19 protein-coding genes are annotated in these 20,771 nt (G+C 64.3%); 8 read left to right on the forward strand and 11 right to left on the reverse strand.

Annotated elements, in window-relative coordinates:
- From P5W99_RS24735 to P5W99_RS24755, 5 genes are all read right to left on the reverse strand, one after another.
- Nucleotides 1–1,116 carry a porin gene (locus P5W99_RS24735; protein ID WP_421025954.1) on the reverse strand — a complete coding sequence of 372 codons (1,116 nt, stop codon included), beginning with the start codon at nt 1,114–1,116 and terminating at the stop codon, nt 1–3.
- A 300-nt stretch (nt 1,117–1,416) separates the two neighbouring features.
- Nucleotides 1,417–2,217 (reverse strand): GTP cyclohydrolase FolE2, encoded by an 801-nt coding sequence (gene folE2 / locus P5W99_RS24740; protein WP_421025955.1) that lies wholly within the window; start codon nt 2,215–2,217, stop codon nt 1,417–1,419.
- Nucleotides 2,218–2,404: 187 nt separating this feature from the next.
- Nucleotides 2,405–4,312 carry a 1-deoxy-D-xylulose-5-phosphate synthase gene (gene dxs / locus P5W99_RS24745; RefSeq protein WP_421025956.1) on the reverse strand — a complete coding sequence of 636 codons (1,908 nt, stop codon included), beginning with the start codon at nt 4,310–4,312 and terminating at the stop codon, nt 2,405–2,407.
- An 86-nt stretch (nt 4,313–4,398) separates the two neighbouring features.
- On the reverse strand, nt 4,399–5,280 hold the full coding sequence (locus P5W99_RS24750; protein ID WP_421025957.1) for a polyprenyl synthetase family protein: 882 nt from the start codon (nt 5,278–5,280) through the stop codon (nt 4,399–4,401).
- Nucleotides 5,277–5,615 (reverse strand): exodeoxyribonuclease VII small subunit, encoded by a 339-nt coding sequence (locus P5W99_RS24755; protein ID WP_421025958.1) that lies wholly within the window; start codon nt 5,613–5,615, stop codon nt 5,277–5,279. The genes P5W99_RS24750 and P5W99_RS24755 overlap by 4 nt, the downstream gene beginning before the upstream one ends.
- Before the next feature lie 309 nt (nt 5,616–5,924).
- On the opposite strand from P5W99_RS24755, the gene P5W99_RS24760 reads away from it, so the two are divergent.
- The gene (locus P5W99_RS24760) at nt 5,925–7,031 is read left to right on the forward strand and encodes an aromatic ring-hydroxylating oxygenase subunit alpha (RefSeq protein ID WP_421025959.1); all 1,107 of its coding nucleotides are present in this window, start codon (nt 5,925–5,927) and stop codon (nt 7,029–7,031) included.
- Between the two features lie 171 nt (nt 7,032–7,202).
- Nucleotides 7,203–8,072 carry a sulfurtransferase gene (locus tag P5W99_RS24765; protein WP_421025960.1) on the forward strand — a complete coding sequence of 290 codons (870 nt, stop codon included), beginning with the start codon at nt 7,203–7,205 and terminating at the stop codon, nt 8,070–8,072.
- Nucleotides 8,073–8,096: 24 nt separating this feature from the next.
- Here P5W99_RS24765 and P5W99_RS24770 read toward each other — a convergent pair whose 3' ends face one another.
- From P5W99_RS24770 to polA, 3 genes are all read right to left on the reverse strand, one after another.
- Nucleotides 8,097–8,969 carry a dienelactone hydrolase family protein gene (locus P5W99_RS24770; RefSeq protein WP_421025961.1) on the reverse strand — a complete coding sequence of 291 codons (873 nt, stop codon included), beginning with the start codon at nt 8,967–8,969 and terminating at the stop codon, nt 8,097–8,099.
- 75 nt (nt 8,970–9,044) lie between these two features.
- Nucleotides 9,045–10,391 (reverse strand): NAD(P)/FAD-dependent oxidoreductase, encoded by a 1,347-nt coding sequence (locus P5W99_RS24775; protein WP_421025962.1) that lies wholly within the window; start codon nt 10,389–10,391, stop codon nt 9,045–9,047.
- A gap of 267 nt (nt 10,392–10,658) precedes the next feature.
- Nucleotides 10,659–13,451: a DNA polymerase I gene (gene polA, locus P5W99_RS24780; protein ID WP_421025963.1), complete on the reverse strand. Its 2,793-nt coding sequence runs from the start codon at nt 13,449–13,451 to the stop codon at nt 10,659–10,661.
- 1 nt (nt 13,452) lies between these two features.
- Between polA and P5W99_RS24785 the strand changes: the two genes are divergently transcribed.
- Nucleotides 13,453–14,208: a TIGR00730 family Rossman fold protein gene (locus tag P5W99_RS24785; protein ID WP_175194496.1), complete on the forward strand. Its 756-nt coding sequence runs from the start codon at nt 13,453–13,455 to the stop codon at nt 14,206–14,208.
- On the opposite strand, the gene P5W99_RS24790 is transcribed toward P5W99_RS24785, so the two are convergent.
- Complete coding sequence (locus P5W99_RS24790) at nt 14,199–15,131, reverse strand: transcriptional regulator GcvA (protein WP_434663569.1); 933 nt, start codon at nt 15,129–15,131, stop codon at nt 14,199–14,201. The two genes, P5W99_RS24785 and P5W99_RS24790, sit on opposite strands and share 10 nt — an antisense overlap.
- A 95-nt stretch (nt 15,132–15,226) precedes the next feature.
- Here P5W99_RS24790 and P5W99_RS24795 point away from each other — a divergent pair, with 95 nt between their 5' ends.
- Together P5W99_RS24795 and P5W99_RS24800 are read left to right on the forward strand one after the other, a co-directional pair.
- Nucleotides 15,227–15,838 carry a chromate transporter gene (locus P5W99_RS24795; protein WP_421025965.1) on the forward strand — a complete coding sequence of 204 codons (612 nt, stop codon included), beginning with the start codon at nt 15,227–15,229 and terminating at the stop codon, nt 15,836–15,838.
- Nucleotides 15,835–16,362, forward strand: a complete 528-nt coding sequence (locus P5W99_RS24800) for a chromate transporter (protein WP_421025966.1) — start codon at nt 15,835–15,837, stop codon at nt 16,360–16,362. The genes P5W99_RS24795 and P5W99_RS24800 overlap by 4 nt, the downstream gene beginning before the upstream one ends.
- A 39-nt stretch (nt 16,363–16,401) precedes the next feature.
- On the opposite strand, the gene P5W99_RS24805 is transcribed toward P5W99_RS24800, so the two are convergent.
- Nucleotides 16,402–17,928, reverse strand: a complete 1,527-nt coding sequence (locus P5W99_RS24805; protein ID WP_421025967.1) for an AMP nucleosidase — start codon at nt 17,926–17,928, stop codon at nt 16,402–16,404.
- Between the two features lie 182 nt (nt 17,929–18,110).
- Here P5W99_RS24805 and P5W99_RS24810 point away from each other — a divergent pair, with 182 nt between their 5' ends.
- The 3 genes from P5W99_RS24810 (at nt 18,111) to P5W99_RS24820 (ending at nt 20,481) form a co-directional block, all read left to right on the forward strand.
- Nucleotides 18,111–18,518: a hypothetical protein gene (locus tag P5W99_RS24810; protein WP_421025968.1), complete on the forward strand. Its 408-nt coding sequence runs from the start codon at nt 18,111–18,113 to the stop codon at nt 18,516–18,518.
- A 146-nt stretch (nt 18,519–18,664) separates the two neighbouring features.
- A complete protein-coding gene (locus P5W99_RS24815) occupies nt 18,665–19,687 on the forward strand; it encodes a homoserine kinase (protein ID WP_421025969.1) in 1,023 nt (340 codons plus the stop codon).
- Nucleotides 19,678–20,481 (forward strand): BPSS1780 family membrane protein, encoded by an 804-nt coding sequence (locus tag P5W99_RS24820; RefSeq protein WP_421025970.1) that lies wholly within the window; start codon nt 19,678–19,680, stop codon nt 20,479–20,481. The genes P5W99_RS24815 and P5W99_RS24820 overlap by 10 nt, the downstream gene beginning before the upstream one ends.
- A gap of 104 nt (nt 20,482–20,585) precedes the next feature.
- Here P5W99_RS24820 and P5W99_RS24825 read toward each other — a convergent pair whose 3' ends face one another.
- On the reverse strand, nt 20,586–20,765 hold the full coding sequence (locus P5W99_RS24825) for a DUF3563 family protein (RefSeq protein WP_434663573.1): 180 nt from the start codon (nt 20,763–20,765) through the stop codon (nt 20,586–20,588).
- Nucleotides 20,766–20,771 lie beyond the last annotated feature (6 nt).

The following is a 20,771-nucleotide window of genomic DNA, read 5'->3' on the forward strand; positions in this document are numbered from 1 at the left end:
TCAGAAACGCTGCGTGATGCCAACGGCCCCGAGCGTTTGCCCCGTGCCCGGGGCCGTCACGGGAACGCCAGACCAGCTCATCGTGGACGAACCGTTGTTCTTCATATAGCCCGCGCGCGCATAAACGGCGGTCCGCTTCGAAAGGCTGTGGTCGACGCCCAGTTGCACCGCCCACATGTTGTCATGCACGCCACGCACGGCGCGTTGCAGAGCCACGATCTCGATCGTGTCCGCGACCGTTGCCTGAATCGTGGCGCCTGCCTGCATCAAGCTATAGGCGTGCACGGCCGAGAGCCTCGATGCGAGCGGACTCGAATCGTCGTGCTTCGGACGGTGATATCCGTAGATGAACTGAAGATTGACGATCCCGATCTGATAAGCGAGCGCGCTATTGAAGTGCTCGGTTCCAACCGTATTGAGAACGGACGGCAAGCTGGCCAGGGTCTTCGTGCCCGGATGCTGGTACTGGTACGCGAGTCCTGCATAAAGACCGTAGCCCGACCAGGTTGCGGCAATATCGAGAATATTGCCGTTCGTTTGCGGCACCGGCTGCGTCACACTGGACTGAAACGCGTACATGGCCATCAGTTGCAGCCCCTTGAGCTTCGGTGACCTGTACACGAGCGAATTGTTCGACCGCCCGCCGCTGGTCTGCATGCCGATCGTATTGCGATCGACGACATTGCCCGCCGCGGCTAGCGGCGAAAGCACTTCATTCGCGAAGAAGGGATCGCCCGGGTAGAGCACCCAGAAAGTCGGCTGATACTGGCGGCCTAGCGTGAACGTACCGTATTTCTCGTGCGAAAGTCCCACCCATGCCTGGCGATAGAACATGGCGCTCGCATCGCCAAAGCCGGTGCCATTGTTGACGTTGAAACCGTTTTCTAGCGTGAATGCGGCCTTCAGGCCGCCGCCGAGATCCTCGGTGCCTTTCAGGCCAAAGCGCGACGGCGCGCTTCCGCCACTGCGCTGCGACCAGGATTGCTTGCCGCCGTTATTGAGGAACTGAACAAACGTATCTGCGATGCCATACAGCGTAATGCTCGATTGAGCATTCGCACCACCCGCAGCCAGCATCAATGCCGTGCTGCAGATGCCCTTTCTGCAAAAGCGCATTATGTCTCCTTCGTCATCTTTTTACGGATGGATCGCTCGTCGTCCGCAGGGAACGCGCCGACTCGTTATGACGTTGTGATACGTTTTACTTATAACGGCGAAGGTAGACTGCAGTATTGCCACACCTCAAATAACGGCGATATCGCGGCTTGTCCGATGGAGAGTGGAAGGAAATAACATCAGGATTACCAGGCAAAACGGGTATACCCCAAGCCGTTTTTCCAGCACCGCGTATTCAGAAACGAAAATGATAAGGGCCGCTTCTTGAGCGGCCCCAATCTGCCTTGCTCAATCACCACATCAACGCTTGTCGTGCTCGATCACGGCATACGCGCTGTGATTGTGAATCGACTCGAAATTCTCGGCTTCGAGCGTATAGGCCATCACGCGCGCGTCCGCGTTCAGGCGCACCGCCACGTCGCGCACCAGATCCTCGACGAACTTCGGATTCTCGTATGCACGCTCCGTCACGAACTTCTCGTCCGGACGTTTGAGCAGGCCCCAGAGTTCGCACGACGCCTCTTCTTCGGCAATGCGAATGAGATCTTCCACCGGCAGGTCGCCAGCGAGCTCGGCATCGATCGTCACATGCGAGCGCTGATTGTGCGCACCGTACTGCGAGATCTTCTTCGAGCACGGGCACAGGCTCGTCACCGGCACGAGCACCTTCAGGAAGAGACGCGTCTCGCCGTTGCGCACCTCGCCGGCGAGCGTCACTTCGTAGTCCAGCAGACTTTCCACGCCCGACACCGGCGCAACCTTCTTCACGAAATACGGGAACGAGACCTCGATGCGGCCGGCCTGCGATTCGAGCTTTTCGAGCATCGCGGCCAGCATCGCGCGGAACGTCGCCGCTTCGAGCGGCGCCTTGTTTTCTTCGAGCAGCGCCACGAAACGCGACATGTGCGTGCCCTTCTGGTCCGCCGGCAGATGAACATCGAGATTCCACGTGCCGACGCTCGGCTGGACGTCGCCCGCGCCGGTCTTGACCGTCAACGGATGGCGCACGCCCTTCACGCCCACGCGCTGGATCGGAATCTGACGGGTATCGACGGAGCTCTGGACGTCCGGCATCACGAAAGCCGGGTTCATCTGATTCATGTTCTTGTCCTCAGGCCGCGCCGGCAAACTTGCGGCACGCAAATGGCAAGCGCCGGCAAGAGCCGGCGCTTGCTGGCGATGCCGGGTGTACACCCAGCCGCCGGTTCAATTTTGAAGTGGATTGCCGCGGCTTGCTGGCCGGCCTGGTGCTTACGAGGCCAGCCGCGCCGCGAGGCGCGAAACCGGGTCAGGCGACGCGCATCACCGACTTGCCGGATACGCTCGCGGCCTTGTCGAGGAAACGCCCGCGAATCGACTTCGCGATCCCTGCCGCGTCGAGGCCGCAGCTGGCCAGCAGCTTGGCCGGGTCGCCGTGGTCGATGAAGCGGTCGGGGAGGCCCAATTGTAGTACGGGCTTGATAACCCCACTTTCAAGCAGGGCTTCCACGCAGGCCGAGCCCGCGCCACCCATGATGCAGCCTTCCTCGACCGTCACGAGGTAATCGTGCGTCTCGGCAAGCTGGCGCACCAGCTCCGCGTCGAGCGGCTTCACGAAGCGCATGTTCGCCACGGTGGCGTCCAGTTCCTCGGCAGCGGCCAATGCCGGCGCAACCATCGTGCCGAATGCGAGGATCGCGATGCGCTTGCCTGCAGACGCTGCGCTCTCGCGGCGAATCTCGCCCTTGCCCACCGGCAGCGCGACCATCTGCTTGACGGTCGCGACGCCCGTGCCCGCGCCGCGCGGATAGCGCACCGCCGTCGGGCAGTCCTGCTGGAGCGCCGTGTAGAGCATCTGGCGGCATTCGTTTTCGTCCGATGCGGCCATCACCATCATGTTCGGGATGCAGCGCATGAACGCGAGGTCGTACGCACCCGCGTGCGTCGCGCCGTCCGCGCCGACGAGGCCCGCGCGGTCGATCGCGAACACGACCGGCAGGTTCTGCAGCGCCACGTCGTGGATCAGCTGGTCGTAGGCGCGCTGCAGGAAGGTCGAGTAGATCGCGACCACAGGCTTCAGGCCCTCGGCGGCGAGGCCGCCCGCGAACGTCACCGCGTGCTGCTCGGCAATGCCCACGTCGTAGTAGCGGTCCGGGAAGCGCTTCTCGAACTCGACCATGCCCGAGCCTTCACGCATGGCCGGGGTGATGCCCACCACGCGCGCGTCGAGTTCCGCCGCGTCGCACAGCCATTCGCCGAACACCTGCGTGTAGGTCTTCTTCGCGGGCGTCGTCGATGGCTTGATGCCCTCGGCGGGATTGAACTTGCCGGGGCCGTGGTAGAGGACAGGATCGGCTTCGGCGAGCTTGTAGCCCTGGCCTTTCTTCGTGACGACATGCAGGAATTGCGGGCCGCGCAGTTCCTTGATGTTCTGCAGCGTGGGAATCAGCGAGTCGAGATCATGGCCGTCGATCGGCCCGATGTAGTTGAAGCCGAATTCCTCGAACAACGTGGCCGGCACGATCATGCCCTTCGCGTGCTCTTCGAGCTTGCGCGCGAGATCGAGCACGGGCGGCGCATGACGCAGCACGCGCTCCACGCCGGCGCGCGCGGCGGCATAGAAGCGGCCCGACATCAGGCGCGCGAGATGGCGATTGAGCGCGCCCACCGGCGGCGAAATCGACATGTCGTTGTCATTGAGGATGACGAGCAGCGGCACGTCGTCTTCGACGCCCGCGTTATTCATCGCCTCGAAGGCCATGCCGGCCGTCATCGCACCGTCGCCGATCACGGCGATGCCCATGGCGTTCTCGCCCTTGAGCTTGCTCGCGATGGCCATGCCGAGCGCCGCCGAGATCGAGGTGCTCGAGTGGGCGGTGCCGAACGTGTCATACGGCGACTCGTCGCGCTTCGGAAAGCCCGAGATGCCGCCGAGCTGACGCAGCGTCTGCATCTGGTCTCGGCGACCCGTCAGGATCTTGTGCGGATAAGTCTGATGGCCCACGTCCCAGACGATGCGGTCGCGCGGCGTGTCGAACACGTAGTGCAGCGCGATCGTCAATTCGACCGTACCGAGGTTGGACGACAAGTGGCCGCCCGTCTGCGAGACGCTGTCGAGGACGAAGGCACGCAGTTCGTCGGCGAGCGGCTGCAACTGGCGGCGATCGAGGCGGCGCAAATCCGCCGGGTCGTCAATGGTTTTCAGCAAGTCGTACATCGTCGTTCCATTGTAGGAAATCGAGCGCTCCCGCACTTCTGTCCGCGCATGACTTCCCGTTCATGCGCGCGGGCGGGTTGGCGCAATCAGCTCACCCGGTTCACAACCAGATCAGCAAGTTCGGCGAGGCGCTGCGCGCGCGCGCCGAACGGTTCAAGCGCCGCGTGGGCATCGGCGCGCAGTTGCTGCGCGAGCGCCCGCGAGGCATCGAGGCCGATGATCGACACGTAGGTCGGCTTGCCGTCCTTCGCGTCCTTGCCGGCGGTCTTGCCCAGCGTGGCCGAGTCGGCCGTGACGTCGAGAATGTCGTCCACGACCTGGAACGCAAGGCCCACGGCGGCCGCATACTTGTCGAGCGCAGCGAGCGTATCCGCCGAGGGCGTTTCGCCCGCCAGCGCGCCCATGCGCACCGCGGCACGCAGCAGCGCGCCCGTTTTCAGCCGGTGCATCGTTTCGAGTTCGGCACGCGTGAGCGCATGGCCCACGCTCGCCAGATCGATCGCCTGGCCGCCGGCCATGCCGATCGAACCACTCGCCAGCGCGAGTTCGCGCACGAGCGATGCCTGGCGCTGTGCGTCGAACACGTCCGACGTCAGCGTTACGAAAGCTTGCGACTGCAGTGCGTCGCCGACCAGCAGCGCCGTCGGTTCGTCATACTTGACGTGTACGGTGGGCTTGCCGCGGCGCATGTCGTCGTCGTCCATGCAGGGCATGTCGTCGTGCACGAGCGAATACACGTGGATCATCTCCAGCGCACAGGCCGCCGCGTCGAGCGCCTCGGGCGCCGCGTTCGTCAGTTCACCCGCGGCATGGCACAGCAGCGGGCGCACGCGCTTGCCGCCGCCGAGCACGGCATAGCGCATGGCGTCGTGCAGCGGCGCGGGCTGCACATCGGCAGCCGGCAAATAGTGATCGAGCGCGCTTTCGACCCGGTCGAGCACCTGCCGGGTCCATTGGTCAAATGTCATAGATCGTCGTCTCCGCCAGCGGCGGAACTGCCTGTCGTATTGAGGGGCACGGGCCGCAGCGTTTCGCCGTCGAGCACGCGCACCTGTTGTTCAACTTTTTCGAGCTGCTGCTGGCAGAACCTGACCAGCACGGCGCCGCGGCGGTAGTCGGCCAGCGATTCCTCGAGGCTCAAGCTGCCGCCTTCCATGCGCGCCACCAGTTCGTCGAGTTCCGCGAGGCCCGCCTCGTAGCTCTGCGGCAGATCGGCCTGGGCCGTTCCGTCCGCGCCTGGCTCCGTGCTTTTGGCCGCGTCCTTGTCCGTTGCGGCGCAGTCTTTCGATGCGGATTTCGCCATGGATGGTCGCCAAAATGAAACAAGGCGGACATTCTACGGCAAAAGCCCTCTCGCCGCCCCGCTCGCGGGTTCGTGTCCCTTCCCGGCCACATGGCTGGGGCTTGCCTGAATCGGTGCCGGAAGGCCGAATCCCACGCGCCATTGTCGCGGTTTATACCGCATAACAACCGCCCTGTTGACGCAATTCCTGCAAAAATCAGCAACTTAGCTAGCCCGCCAGGGGCAACCAGGATATAATGCCCGGCTCCCTAAATCGAATCTTCGATGGTTGGGTTGTTCACTGCTTTCACGTCTTCATCGGGAGTGGGAATGTCCAATCTGAGCAATGCATTGCAGCTGAAGTCCGTTCACAGTCAGTTGCCAGTCACGGCTTACTTTGACGAAGCGCTTCTCAAGCGCGAGATCGAAACGCTTTTCCAGAAAGGTCCTCGCTACGTCGGCCACGAATTGATGGTGCCCGAGGCGGGGAATTATTTTGCGCTGCCCAGCGAGAAAGAGGGTCGCGTGCTCGTTCGCAACCAGAGCAACGAGATCGAGCTGCTCTCGAACGTCTGCCGCCACCGTCAGGCCATCATGCTAAACGGTCGCGGCACGGCAGACAACATTGTATGTCCGCTGCATCGCTGGACCTACGACCTCAAGGGCGAACTGCTCGGCGCACCGCATTTCGCGGACAAACCCTGCCTGAACCTGAGCAGCACACCGCTGCAAAAGTGGAACGGCCTGCTGTTCGAGTCGGCCGGGCGCGACGTCGCGCGCGACCTTGCACGCCTTGGGCCGGCAAAACATCTCGACTTCACGGACTACATGTTCGATCACGTCGAGGTCCACGAGTGCAACTACAACTGGAAGACCTTCATCGAGGTCTATCTGGAGGACTACCACGTCGTGCCGTTCCACCCGGGCCTCGGCAACTTCGTGTCGTGCGACGACCTGCAGTGGGAGTTCGGCGAGTGGTACAGCGTCCAGACGGTGGGCGTGCACAACCATCTCGGCAAGCCGGGCAGCCCGATCTATCGCAAGTGGCACGACGAGGTCCTGCGCTTCCGTAATGGCGTGCCGCCCGAGTTCGGCGCGATCTGGATGGTGTACTACCCGGGTCTCATGATCGAGTGGTATCCGCACGTGCTCGTCTGCTCCTGGCTCATTCCGCAGGGCACGCAGAAGACCACGAACATCGTCGAGTTCTATTACCCCGAGGAAATCGTGCTGTTCGAGCGCGAGTTCGTCGAGGCCGAACGCGCCGCCTATATGGAAACGGCCATCGAAGACGACGAGATCGCCGAGCGCATGGATGCCGGCCGCCGCGCGCTGTTCGAGCGCGGCGTCTCGGAAGTCGGTCCGTACCAGAGCCCGATGGAAGACGGCATGCAGCACTTCCACGAGTTCCTGCGGCGCGAGCTCGGCACGATCTGAGTGCGGCCTTTGCAGATCCACGCAGATCCCTCTACGCAGATTCGACGCTTCACGGAAAGACGGGCTTAGGCCCGTCTTTTTGTTTAGACTGACGGCACCGGGCCAGCACTTTGCGCGCGCTGTGCAGGTGCACTCGCGCGACACCGGCCACGCACGATTCAAGGAGCCGTCATGCCCCACACGCACTACACCACACTGATCTCGGCCGGCAACCTGCACGAGCGCCTCACCGCAGCGCCAGGCAGCGTGCTTGTCTTCGACTGCCGCTTCGACCTCGCGAATCCCGCCGCGGGCGAAACCGCCTACGCCGCCGGCCATCTGCCGGGCGCGCGCTACCTCCACCTCGAGCGCGACCTCTCGGGCCCGAAAACCGGCAAGAATGGCCGCCACCCGCTGCCCGACCGCGCCTCGCTGGTCGCCACGCTCATGAGCTGGGGGCTCAACGCGGGACAACAGGTGGTCGCCTATGACGCTCAGGGCGGCATGTATGCCGCGCGTCTGTGGTGGCTGCTGCGCTGGCTCGGCCACGACTCGGTAGCCGTGCTCGATGGCGGCCTGCAAGCCTGGGAGACTGCCGGCTTTCCGCTCTCGAAGGACGTCCCCGCCGCCGCGCAAGGCACGTTCAAAGCCGGCGCGCCCCTCCAGGTGACCGTGGATGCGCAAGCCCTCGAGCGCAATCTGTCCACCCACGAACTCACCGTCGTCGACGCACGCGCCGCCGACCGCTACCGCGGCGAGAACGAGACGATCGATCCGGTGAGCGGCCATATCCCCGGCGCGCTCAACCGCTTCTTCAAGGACAACCTCGCCGACGACGGCCGCTTCAAGTCCGCGCATACGCTGCGCGACGAATTCGGCGCGCTGCTGCCGGGCAAGACACCCGAGCACGTGGTGCTGCAATGCGGCTCGGGCGTGACCGCCTGCCATAACGCGCTGGCGATGGAGATCGCCGGCATGCATGGCGCTGCGCTTTATGCGGGGTCGTGGAGCGAGTGGTGCTCGGATCCGTCGCGACCCGTGGCCACGGGCGCGAACCCCTGAGCCTGTCCCACCGCGGCGCCGGCCTCAGCCGACGCCGTGATCCTTGAACCAGGCAAGCGCGCGCTTCCAGCCGTCCTCCGCATCGGCCTTGCGATAGCTCGGCCGATAATCGGCGAAGAACGCGTGGCCCGCATCGTCGTACACGACGAACTGCGAGCCGCGCCCGCCCTGCGGCCCCTGCGCGATCGCCGCCTTCATCTGCTCGAGCGTGTCCTGCGGAATGCTGTTGTCCTCGCGACCGTACAGCCCGAGCACCGGCACCTGCAGCGTGCCCGCGAGATCGAGCGGATTTTGCGGCGTGTTTTCGGTATGCGCGCCCGCCACGCGCCCATACCACGCCACCGCCGCCTTCACGCGCGGATTGTGCTCCGCATAGAGCCACGCGTACCGGCCGCCCCAGCAGAACCCGTTGATCCCCGCGCGCTCGAGATCGCCGCCGTGCTGGCCAGCCCAGACGAGCGCCGCATCGATATCGCCGAGCACCTGCGCATCGGCAATCTTGCTCACAATGTCCTGGTCGATCTGCTGAACGGTCGGATACACGGACGCATCGCCCTCGCGCTCGAACAGATCCGGGGCAATGGCCAGATAGCCGAGCTTGGCGAAACGCCGGCACACATCGGCGATATGCTCGTGCACGCCGAAAATCTCGTGAATCACGATGATCACCGGCAGATGCGTCCTGCCTTTCGGCTGAGCGCGATACGCCGGAATCAGCGTCCCGTTCGACTGGAACGCGATTTCGCCGGCTTCGAGGCCTTCGCTGCCGGTATGGATGGTTTGCGCGGAGACCGGCAGCACCGCAGCGGCAAAGCCGCTGCCCAGTGCTGCCTTGATGAAGGTGCGCCGATCGAACGGCACGTGTGGGACGAGGCTGTCGATTTCAGGTTTAAGCATGCAACGCTCCTTGCGAAAAGAACGACGCAAGAGGCTGCACTCTCACGAGCCCGCACGACGCCCCGGTGAAACGCTTCAGTGCAGCTTCACGCGCGGCAGCGTCGTGCGCCGCAGCCAGTGCGCGAAGGTGTCGAGCACCATGCGTGCATAGCCATGCAGCGCCGCGATATGCAGCCGGTACAACGACATGTACATGAACCGGGCGAACAGCCCTTCGATCAGCATGCTCCCGCCGATCAATCCGCCCATCAGATTGCCGACCGCGCTGAAGTGGCCGAGCGAGACGAGCGAGCCGAAGTCGCGATAGGTGAACTCGGGCAGCGGCTTCCCCGCAAGCCGCTCGCCCATCGACTTGAACAGGAACGATGCCTGCTGGTGTGCGGCCTGCGCGCGCGGCGGCACGCCCCGCTCGTTGCCGGGCCACTCGCATGCGGCACAATCGCCGAGCGCGAAGACGTTGTCGTCGACTTCCGTTTGCAGCGTGCGCCGCACGATCAGCTGGCCAAGCTTGTTGACGGGCAGGCCGTCGAGCTGCGCAAGCACCGCCGGCGCCTTGATGCCCGCCGCCCAGACGGTGAGGTCGGCGCGCACGGATTTGCCGCTCGCGGTCCGTATCACCCCGGGCGCCACCTCGGTCACGCGCTCGCCGGTCATGATCCGCACGCCGAGCTTGCGCAGCAGTTCGGCAGTAGCCGACGAAACGCGCTCGGCCAGAGCGGGCAGAATGCGCGGCCCCGATTCGATCAGCACGATGCCCACGTCGTGACTCGGATCGAGCTTGTGCAAGCCATAAGCCGAAAGCACCTGAGCGGTGTTGCGCAATTCGGCGGAAAGCTCGACGCCCGTCGCCCCCGCGCCGACGATCGCAACCTGCACGCGCGGCACTTCGTTGCCTTCATGGTCGCGCGTGACGGGCTCCGGCTCCTGATGTTCGGCGCGCATGCACGCCGCGATGAGGCGCTTGCGAAAACGCTCGGCCTGCGCGACGGTATCGAGCGCGATGGAGTTTTCCGCCGCGCCCTGCACGCCGAAAAAGTGCGTCGTGCTACCGATCGCGAGCACGAGCGTGTCGTATTCGAGCACGCGCTCGGGCAGCATTTCACCGCCGTCTTCATCCTGCACCGCGCCGAGCGTAATGCGCCTCGCCGCGCGGTCGAGCCCGACCAGTTCGCCCTGCTGGAACTCGAAGCCATGCCAGCGCGCTTGAGCTGCATACTCGAGCTCCTGCGTGAAAGGATCCATGCTGCCCGCCGCCACTTCGTGCAGGAGCGGCTTCCAGATATGCGTCGGATTGCGATCGACCAGGGTGACCGAGGCTCTTGGCTTGCCGCGCTTCGCACGCGTTTCGCCGTATCGGTCGCCTAGCCGGGTTGCCAGCTCGAGGCCCCCGGCGCCCCCTCCCACAACGATAAAGCGGTGCATAGACTCTCCGTGCATGTCGTCAGGCAATAGATCCTCCGACGCTTATCCGATACTTGATATCGGCGCGCATTCGCTGCGGCGCGGCGTCGGTCGTCGGCTCATTGTCGGCTGATGCGGCGCAGCACGGCAAGACGCACGGTGCGCATTAACGACATCTGTACCGACCGCTTGCGTAACGGCTCGGCTGCGGTTACAGGCTGGCTGCGACGCGCACGATCGTTCGACGCGACGCGCAAGCGGCGTACTCGCGCGTCTTCAGTCAGTACTTCAATGCGCTTCTTCCCAGTTCGCGCCCACACCCACTTCGGCCACGAGCGGCACCTTCAGCTTCGCTACCGAGCACATCAGTTCCGGCAAACACTTGCGCACTTCGGCGAGCTCTTCGTCAGGCACTTCGAGCACCAGTTCGTCGTGAACCTGCATGATCATCTTCGTGCCAATCTTGCGTTGATCGAGCCACTTCTGCACGGCGATCATCGAGAGCTTGATGAGATCGGCGGCCGTGCCCTGCATCGGCGCATTGATGGCGGCGCGCTCGGCGGCCTGGCGGCGCGGACCGTTGCCGCCGTTGATCTCGGGCAGCCACAGACGGCGGCCGAACACGGTCTCCACATAGCCGCGCGATTTCGCGTCCATGCGCGTCTCGTCCATGTAGCGCTTGACGCCCGGATAGCGCGCGAAATAGCGGTCGATATAGAGCGTGGCCGCGTCGCGCGTGATGCCGAGATTCGACGCGAGCCCAAACGCGCTCATGCCATAAATCAGCCCGAAATTGATGACCTTCGCGATGCGCCGCTGATCGTTGCTCACCTCGAGCGGCGTGATGCCGAACACTTCGGCCGCCGTGGCGCGGTGAATGTCGTCGCCGCGCTTGAACGCCGCGAGCAGCGATTCGTCGCCCGAGATATGCGCCATGATGCGCAATTCGATTTGCGAATAATCGGCGGACACGATTTTGCAGCCCGGCGGCGCGATGAACGCCTCGCGAATGCGCCGGCCTTCGCCCGTGCGCACCGGAATGTTCTGCAGATTTGGATCGTTCGACGCGAGCCGGCCCGTCACGGCCACGGCCTGCGCATAGTTCGTGTGCACGCGGCCCGTTTGCGCGTTGACCATGCGCGGCAGCTTGTCAGTGTACGTGGACTTGAGCTTGGCAAGGCCACGATGTTCGAGCAGCAGCTTGGGCAGCGGGTAGTCTTCCGCGAGCTTTTGCAGCACTTCTTCGTCGGTGGACGGCGCGCCGCTCGGCGTCTTCTTCACGACCGGCAGTTGCAGCTTCTCGAAGAAGATCTGGCCGATCTGCTTGGGCGAGCCGAGATTGAATTCGCCGCCCGCGAGCGCATAGGCCTGCTGTTCGAGTTCGACGAGCCGCACCGCAATCTCGGCGCTCTGCTTTTCCAGACGCTCCGTGTCGATCAGCACGCCATTGCGCTCCATCTTGCGCAGCACGCGCGAGGTGGGCATCTCGATCTCGCGATACACGTAGTCGAGACCCTTCTCGGGCGCAATCTGCGGATACAGCGCGAGGTGCAGTTGCAGCGTGACGTCGGCGTCTTCGGCCGCGTATTCGGCGGCCGTTTCGAGCGGCACTTCGTCGAAGCCGATCTGCTGCGCGCCCTTGCCCGCGACCTCCTCGTACTTGATCGTCTTGATGCCGAGATGGCGCAGCGCGAGGCTGTCCATGTCATGCGTGCGATGCGATTCGAGCACGTACGATTCGAGCAGCGTGTCGTGTTCGACGCCGTTCAGCTCGATGCCGTAATTCGCGAGCACCTGCTCGTCGTACTTCATGTGCTGACCGACCTTCTTGTGCTGCACGCTTTCGAGCCACGGCTTCAGGCGCGCAAGCACTTCGTCGAGCGGCAACTGTTCAGGCGCGTCGGGCCCGCGATGCGTGAGCGGCAAGTACGCGCCGCTGCCCGCTTCGGTCGAGAACGACATGCCGACGAGCTTTGCAACCATCGGATCGAGCGCGGTGGTCTCGGTGTCGAACGCGGTGAGTGGCGCGGCCTCGATCTTCGCGCGCCATGCATCGAACTGCTCCCACGTCTGGATGGTTTCGTAGTGGCGCGGCGCGTCGATGAGCAACGCGGGCTGCACGTTCGCGTCTTGCGCGGGTGCGTCGCCGGTCGTTGCAGCCGGCACGGTCTGATCGGCTTCGTTGATTTCACGCAGCCAGGTCTTGAAGCCGTGACGCGCGAAGATATCGCGCAGTTCCTCGCGCGCCTCGCCTCGCGTGGCGAGCGAGCCTGCGATCGACTCCAGGTGCGGAGAAAGATCGCACGACGTTTCGACGGTGACGAGCTTTTTTGCCATCGGCAGGAAGCCGAGTGCATCGCGCAGATAGCCGCCAACAGCGCCTTTGACTTCATCGGCATGCTCGACGATGCCATCGAGCGAACCATATTGCGTGAGCCACTTTACTGCCGTCTTCGGGCCGCACTTGTTCACGCCCGGCACATTGTCCACGGTGTCGCCGATCAGCGAGAGATAGTCGACGATGCGCTCCGGCGGCACACCAAACTTCGCGATCACGCCTTCGCGATCGAGCATCTCGTTGGTCATCGTATTGATGAGCGTGACGTGATCGGTCACGAGCTGCGCGAGGTCCTTGTCGCCGGTGGACACAATCACCTTCATGCCGTGTTGTTCCGCCTCGCGTGCGAGCGTGCCGATCACGTCGTCGGCCTCCACGCCTTCGATCATCAGGAGCGGCCAGCCCAGCGCGCGCACGGCTTCGTGAATGGGCTCGACTTGCGCCGCGAGCGGCTCGGGCATCGACGGCCGGTTGGCCTTGTACTCGGGATACCAGTCGTCACGAAACGTCTTGCCCTTTGCATCGAACACGCACGCGCTATACTCTGCCGTAACGTCCTTGCGCATGCGACGCAGCATGTTGATGATGCCGTATAGCGCGCCCGTCGGTTCGCCGTCGGGGCCGCGCAAATCAGGCATCGCATGGAAGGCACGATAGAGATAGCTAGAACCATCGACCAGCAGCAAGGTCTTTCCTTCCAGCTCAGTTTGTAGCTTGGTTTCCACGCGAAGTTCTTCAGGCATTATGGACAAGAGAAAAGTGATTCCGAGTCTGCGTTCACTCGCAGATCAAGAGCGCGCAACGGCCAAGAAGGCGCGCGCATCGTGGCAAATGTTCACGATTATGGCAGAGTTTATCGAGGCGACCGAATACCTGTCCGAGATCCGGCCAGCGGTCAGCATCTACGGTTCTGCCCGCCTCAAACCGGACTCGCCGTACTACCAGCTCGCCAAAACCATCGCGCGCAAAGTATCGGACGCGGGCTTCGCCGTGATCTCCGGCGGCGGCCCCGGCATCATGGAAGCCGCCAACCAGGGCGCGCACGCCGGCAAGTCGCCTTCGGTGGGCCTGAACATCGAGTTGCCGCACGAGCAATCGGGCAACCAGTGGCAGGACATCTCGCTGCGCTTTCGCCATTTCTTCACGCGCAAGGTCACCTTCGTCAAGAACTCGGACGCCGTGATCGTGATGCCCGGCGGCTTCGGCACGCTCGACGAACTGGCCGAGGTGCTCACGCTCATCCAGACCAAGAAGTCGCGTCACGTGCCCATCATTCTGGTGGGCGCGGAGTTCTGGAAGGGTCTGCTCGAGTGGTTCCGTGCCGCGCTCGTGCCGATGGGCCTCATCAATCCGGAAGACATGGACCTGATGCAGGTGATCGACGATCCGGACCAGGTGCTCGAAGCGGTGCTGAAGTTCTACGAGGACAGCGGCGAAGAACCCGAGCAGGAACATCCGGCCCGTCCGGAATCCGACGACGACCGCATGTTCTACCTTTGAGGTTCGATGTAGCCCGTCGGCACGCTGGCCTGCTCCGCCTGTTCCGCCTGTTCCGCCTGTTCCTCTAGCCAGCGGCAAAACTGCGCGACGACGGGCACGTCCGCCACCTCGCGCCGCGCGACCCACCAGTAGCCGCGCGCATCGAGGTGCGGGCCTGCGAGCGGCGCGACCAGGCGCCCCGAAGCCAGCTCGTCGTCGAGCAGTGGCAGCGGCCCGAGCGCCACGCCAAGCCCGTCCTCGGCGGCCTGCAAGGCCAGATAAAAATGGTCGAACGACTGCTTCTTCCTGCACTTGGCCTTCACGCCCGCAGCGGCCAGCCACGTGCGCCACGCATCGGGACGCGTATCCGAGTGCAGCAGCACATGGCGCGCGAGATCGTCGGCGCAATGAATCGGCGAGCGCTTCAATAGCGCCGGACTGCACACCGGCAACTCCGTTTCATCGAGAAAATAGCCGCTCGCGCAATCGGGCCAATTCGCCGGCCCGCGCCGCACCGCAACGTCGAACGCATCGAGCGTCTCGACAGGCACGTTCGATGTGGCGAGGCGCAACTCGACGTTAGGCGCCAGACGCTGGAACTGAGAAAGACGCGGCAGCAGCCACTTCATGGCAAACGTGGGCAGCGCATTCACGCGCAGCACGTGAACGACGCCTGTGTCGCGCAGCTCCGCCGTGGCGCGCGCAATGCTCTCGAACGCGCCCTGCACGGCCCCGAGATAGCGCCGCCCGTCCTCGGTCAAGGCAACCCGCTTGCCGTGCCGATGAAACACCTGCACCCCCACCCATGCCTCCAGCGCCGCCACCTGGCGACTGATTGCACCATGAGTCACATGGAGCTCCGCCGCCGCGGCACTGAAACTGTTGTGCCGCGCCGCGGCTTCGAACGCACGCAGTGCGGGAAAGGGAGGAAGGAAGCGAGCCATGCTTGTGATTCTAGATCACAAGAACCCGGCCGAGAAATCGTTTGGTGCGGGAGGGGTTCGGCGCTACGCTTTGACCTTGCCACCCAGGTCTTCGCATGAAACGAAATCCCGCCTCTTCCCCGTCCGAAGCGAACCTCGTGCCCGACCACGAAGCATCCGGCGCACCCAGCGTGCGCGATCTGTTCCTCGGTTTTCTCGGCCTTGGCCTCACCTCCTTCGGCGGCGCACTGCCGCTTGCGCGCCGCGCCATCGTCGAGCAGCGCCGCTGGCTTTCGGCTGCGGAATTCACCGACCTGCTCGGACTGTGCCAATTCCTGCCCGGCGGCAACGTCATCAATCTTTCGGTGGCGCTCGGCATGCGCTTTCACGGCTGGCGCGGTGCGCTGGCCGGACTGCTCGGGCTGATCGCGGGGCCGTCGCTCGTCGTGATCGGGTTGGGCGTGCTCTACGAGCGCACGCAAAACGACCCGCACGTCCGGCATCTGTTCGTCGGCCTCGCCGCCGCTGCGGCGGGAATGCTGATCGCCATGGCCGCGAAGATCATCCTGCCATTGCGCCGCGACCCGGCCGCCGCCGCAATCGCGCTGCTCGGCTTCATCGCCATTGCCCTGCTGCGCCTGCCGCTGCTGCCCACCATGCTCGTGCTCACGCCCATCGGCATCGCGGTTGCGATCCGCGCCGCCCGCCGCTCGGGAGACGCGCAATGAGCTCTACCCTGCTTGCGCTCGCCACCATCTTCAGCCAGCTTTCGCTGCTCGCGTTCGGCGGGGGCAACACGATCCTGCCGGAGATGCAGCGCCAGGTCGTGGACGTGCACCACTGGATGACCGCGAGCGAGTTCAGTTCGCTCTTCGCACTCGCGCAGGCCGCGCCTGGACCGAACATGATGATCGTGACGCTGGTGGGCTGGCATGTGGCCGGCTGGGCCGGCACGCTGGTGACGTCGGTGGCGAAGTTCGGGCCGTCCTCGCTCGTGACGGTGGCCGCGCTTCACGCGTGGGACCGCTTCAAGGACCGGCCGTGGCGACGCAGCGCGCAGCGCGGGCTCGTGCCGGTGACGGCAGGGCTCCTGGCCGCGAGCGCGATGGTGATATCGAGGGCGTCCGATCACACGTTGATCGCGTGGGCCATCACGGGCGTGTGCGCAGTACTCGCGTTGCGCACGAAAATCCATCCGCTGTGGCTGCTCGCGGCGGGCAGCCTGATCGGCTTGACGGGGTTGGGGCAGTAGCCATGCCGCGTCCCATTCGTTCGGATTACAAAATTTACCTCACTGAAACGCCACTTCGGCAAAGCTGCGCAATTTCCGGCTATGAAGCTTGTGCAGGCCGTTGGTACGCAAGATTTCCATCGCCTTCACGCCAATCTGCAAGTGCTGATCCACCTGCGCGCGATAAAACGAATCGGCCATGCCGGGCAGCTTGAGTTCGCCATGCAACGGCTTGTCGGAGACGCATAGCAAGGTGCCGTACGGCACGCGAAAGCGAAAGCCGTTCGCCGCAATCGTCGCGCTCTCCATATCGAGCGCAACCGCACGGCTCTGCGAAAGACGCTGCACCGGCTCGCGATGCTCGCGCAATTCCCAGTTGCGATTGTCGACGCTTGCCACCGTGCCCGTGCGCATCACGCGCTTGAGCTCCACACCGTCGAGCTGCGTGATCTGCGCGACCGCACGCTCGAGCGCCACCTGCACTTCGGCCAGCGCAGGGATCGGCACCCACAGCGGCAGGTCGGCGTCGAGCACGTGATCCTCGCGCACATAGCCGTGCGCCAGCACATAGTCGCCGAGACGCTGCGTGTTGCGCAGCCCCGCGCAATGGCCGAGCATGATCCACGCGTGCGGGCGCAGCACCGCGATGTGGTCCGTGATGGTCTTCGCGTTGGACGGCCCCACGCCGATATTGACCATCGTGATGCCGCTGCCGTCCGCGCGCTTGAGGTGATACGCGGGCATCTGCGGCAGGCGCGCGGGCGGCGTGCCCTCGTCGTCCTGCTCGCCGAGATTCGCGTTGTAGGTGACCACGTCGCCCGGCTCCACGAACGACGTGTATTCGCTGCGGTAATTGCGCAGGTCGGCGTCGTCGGTGCGCGCCATCATGGCACGGCCGAGCTTCACGAATTCGTCGATATAAAACTGATAGTTCGTGTAGAGCACGTAATTCTGGACGTGCGTGGGCGAGGTCGCCGTGTAGTGCTTCAAACGATGCAACGAGAAGTCCACGCGCGGCGCCGTGAAAAGCGCGAGCGGCTGCGGCTCGCCCGGCGCCGGCTCGTACGTGCCGTTCACGATGCGATCATCGAGTTCGGCCAGGTCGGGTGTATCGAATATGTCGCGCATGGCGAAAAGCCGCTCGCGGTCCAGGTCGCCTTCGAGGTGGATGCCCTCGGCGAATGCGAAATGAATCGGAATGGGCTGCTCCGAGACCCCGACTTCGATCGACACATGATGGTTCTTCGCAAGCAGCCGCAATTGCTCGCGATAGTAGTTGCCGAACAGGTCCGGGCGCGTGATGGTGGTCTCGAACACGCCGGGGCCGGCGACGAAACCATACGAACGCCGCGAATCGATGTGCGTATTGACTTCCGTGTGTACGCGCACGAACGGATAACAGGCGCGCACGCGGTGGCCGAACGCCTCGCCGCGCCGGTAGCGTGCGAACGCATCGCGCAGAAAGGCCGTGTTCGCCTCGTAGATGGCGGAGAGGCGCGCGACGGCGTCGGCGGCGTCCTCGAAGGCTTCGGCGGGAAAATCGTGCGGGGGCATCATGAAGCTGCGCCGGTGAATCTCGTTGTTCATGTTCGTTCGCCTCGGTTCATTTGGAACCACATTAGCACGGAAGAACGACATTCTGACAACGCCCTTCACACGCCCGGGAGATTCGGCCGGCGCCAGCTGCGGCGCGCCCCCGCCACCTCCCGCCGCTGCGGGGAGCGGGACGCGGATTTGCTAGAATCAGGCAATCGAATTGGAGAATCACCATGAAGTCGCACCTTCTAGCCGCCTTCGCCGCAATGCTCGCGTTCAGCGGGTTCGCCATGGCCACGCCAGCCGACGACGCGAAGACCGCCGTTGAAGCCCAGTCGGCCCAGTCCGCCAACGAGCGGGCGGGCTTGCCCGATCTGGCTGCGATCAACAACAAGCCTGCTGCGCGCGTCACCTCGAAGGTCAATATCAACGACGTGCCGCGCACGCCGAGCTTCCACGAAGTGAGCCCGAACGGCACCGAAGTCACCGAATACCGCGACAAGGGCAAGCCCGTCGAGATCAACGTGCATTCGAACTTCGGCACGCGCTACTCGATGAGCTCGAATCCCGACACCTCGCCGCAAGTGCGCCCGAACGGCCAGGCCAGCACGCGCCTGCCTTCGATCAACCTGCATTACTGATTCACCCCTTTTCGCGCGCGGGCGGCGTGCGCTGTCCCGCGCCGCCTCCTGCACGAGCGTGAGAAGCCGCGCCGAAGCGGCTTCCGCCAAGCGGCCTCGCCTGCGAGCAAGGCTCCCGATTACGATAACCCCACGACCTCTCTGGCATGGCCGTCTTCACCGCTGTCACCGAACCCCAGCTCGTTCAATGGATGCGCGACTACGATCTTGGCGACGTAGTCGATTTTCGCGGCATTCAGTCGGGCATTGAAAATAGCAACTTCTTCCTGACGACGACGCGCGGCGAATACGTTCTGACGATCTTCGAAAAGCTCACGGCAGAACAGTTGCCGTTCTATCTCGAGCTGATGCGCCATCTGGCATCGCACCGCGTGCCGGTGCCCGACCCGATGCCGCGCGCCGACGGCGCCCTGTTCGGCTTGCTGCATGGCAAGCCGGCGGCCGTCGTCACGAAGCTCGACGGCGCGCCGGAACTCGCTCCGGGCGTGGAGCACTGCACGGAAGTGGGGCAGATGCTCGCGCGCATGCACCTGGCGGGCCGCGACTTCACGCTCGGCCAGCCGAATCTGCGCAGCCTGCCGTGGTGGGAAGAAACCGTGCCCACCGTGCTGCCGTTCCTGGACGACGCCCAGCGCGAGCTGCTCACGACCGAACTCGCGCACCAGCAGGCATTCTTCGCCAGCGACGACTACGCGGCGCTGCCCGGCGGCCCGTGCCACTGCGACCTCTTCCGCGACAACGCGCTGTTCGCGCACGTCAGGCCGGAAACGGGCCATACGGTGCGCCTGGGCGGCTTCTTCGATTTCTATTTCGCCGGCTGCGACAAGTGGGTATTCGACGTGGCGGTGACGGTCAACGACTGGTGCGTCGACCTTGCGACGGGCAAGCTCGACGCGCCGCGCGTCGAGGCACTGTTGCGCGCCTACCAGACCGTGCGGCCGTTCACGCCCGCCGAGAGCCGGCACTGGGTCGACATGCTGCGCGCCGGCGCGTACCGCTTCTGGGTATCGCGCCTGTACGATTTTTATTTGCCGCGCTCGGCCGAGTTGCTCAAACCGCACGACCCCGGCCATTTCGAGCGCATTCTGCGCGCGCGCCGCGCGGGCAGCGCGGCCGGCACGCCGGGCGCCTTCCACGCACTCTCCGACCTGCACCGCCCATGCAACTGATCGAAGTTCCCGCGAAGCAGGGCTACGTCTGGTTCCGCCAGGGCATCTGGCTGTTCCGGCGCAACCCGCTAGCGTTTCTCACGCTGTTTTTCTCGTACCTGCTCGCCATGACGCTGATCTCCGCCGTGCCGGTGATCGGCGGCGTGCTGCCGCTCATCTTCGTGCCCGGCGTGGCGGTGGGCTTCATGGCCGCGTGCCGCGACACGGTGGCGGGCAAGCCGGTATTCCCCACCATTCTCGTCGATGGTTTCCGCTCATACGGGCAAACCGTCACGAAGCATCTGTTCGTGCTGGGCGGGATTTACGTGGTGGCGATGACGATAGTGCTCGCGGCGTCGGCGCTGGTGGACGGCGGCACGCTGTTGCGTCTGATGACGCTGGGCGGCACGCTCGATACGGAGGCCGTTGCGGACGGCAACGTGCCGCTCGCCGTGCTCGCGTCGCTCGCGTGCTACGTGCCGGTTTCGATGATGTTCTGGTTCGCGCCGGTGCTGACCGCCTGGCACGAGGTGCCGCCGGTCAAGGCGATGTTCTTCAGCATCGTGAGCTGCTGGCGCAACAAGGGCGCGTTCGTGGTGTATGGCGCGCTGTGGTTTGCGGTGTCGATCGGCGTATCGCTGGGACTTTCGACGCTGTTGCGCGCGATGGGTGCGGGCGAGTATGCCCTGGCGATCCTGATGCCGGCGCTGATTCTCGTGACGACGATGCTCTACTGCTCGTTCTACGCGACGTATCGCGGCTGCTACGGGGTGCAGGAAAAGACCGACGCCGACACGCCGGGCTCGGGGCGCTGACCCGCCAGTATTTCCCGCGAGCAAATCGTACGAATATCCACAAACACCAACGGGCGCTTCTGTGCGCCCTGTTGTCTGTCTAGACTGCGTGAACCTTCAGCTGCTTAGCTGTAGTGATTCATCCACGACGGGTTGCGGCCCGCCTTCTCGCGATCGAGCTTGAGCATGCGGAATTCGAGGTCATAGATATCGGCCGATTCGGCCAGATAAGCTTCCTCGCGCTCCTTTTGAGCGGTTTCGTACGATTTCGTGAGGAACAGGAAAAGTCGGCTGAGCAGGTACATGGTCTG

Source organism: Paraburkholderia sp. A3BS-1L (assembly GCF_051125215.1).
Taxonomy (GTDB): domain Bacteria; phylum Pseudomonadota; class Gammaproteobacteria; order Burkholderiales; family Burkholderiaceae; genus Paraburkholderia.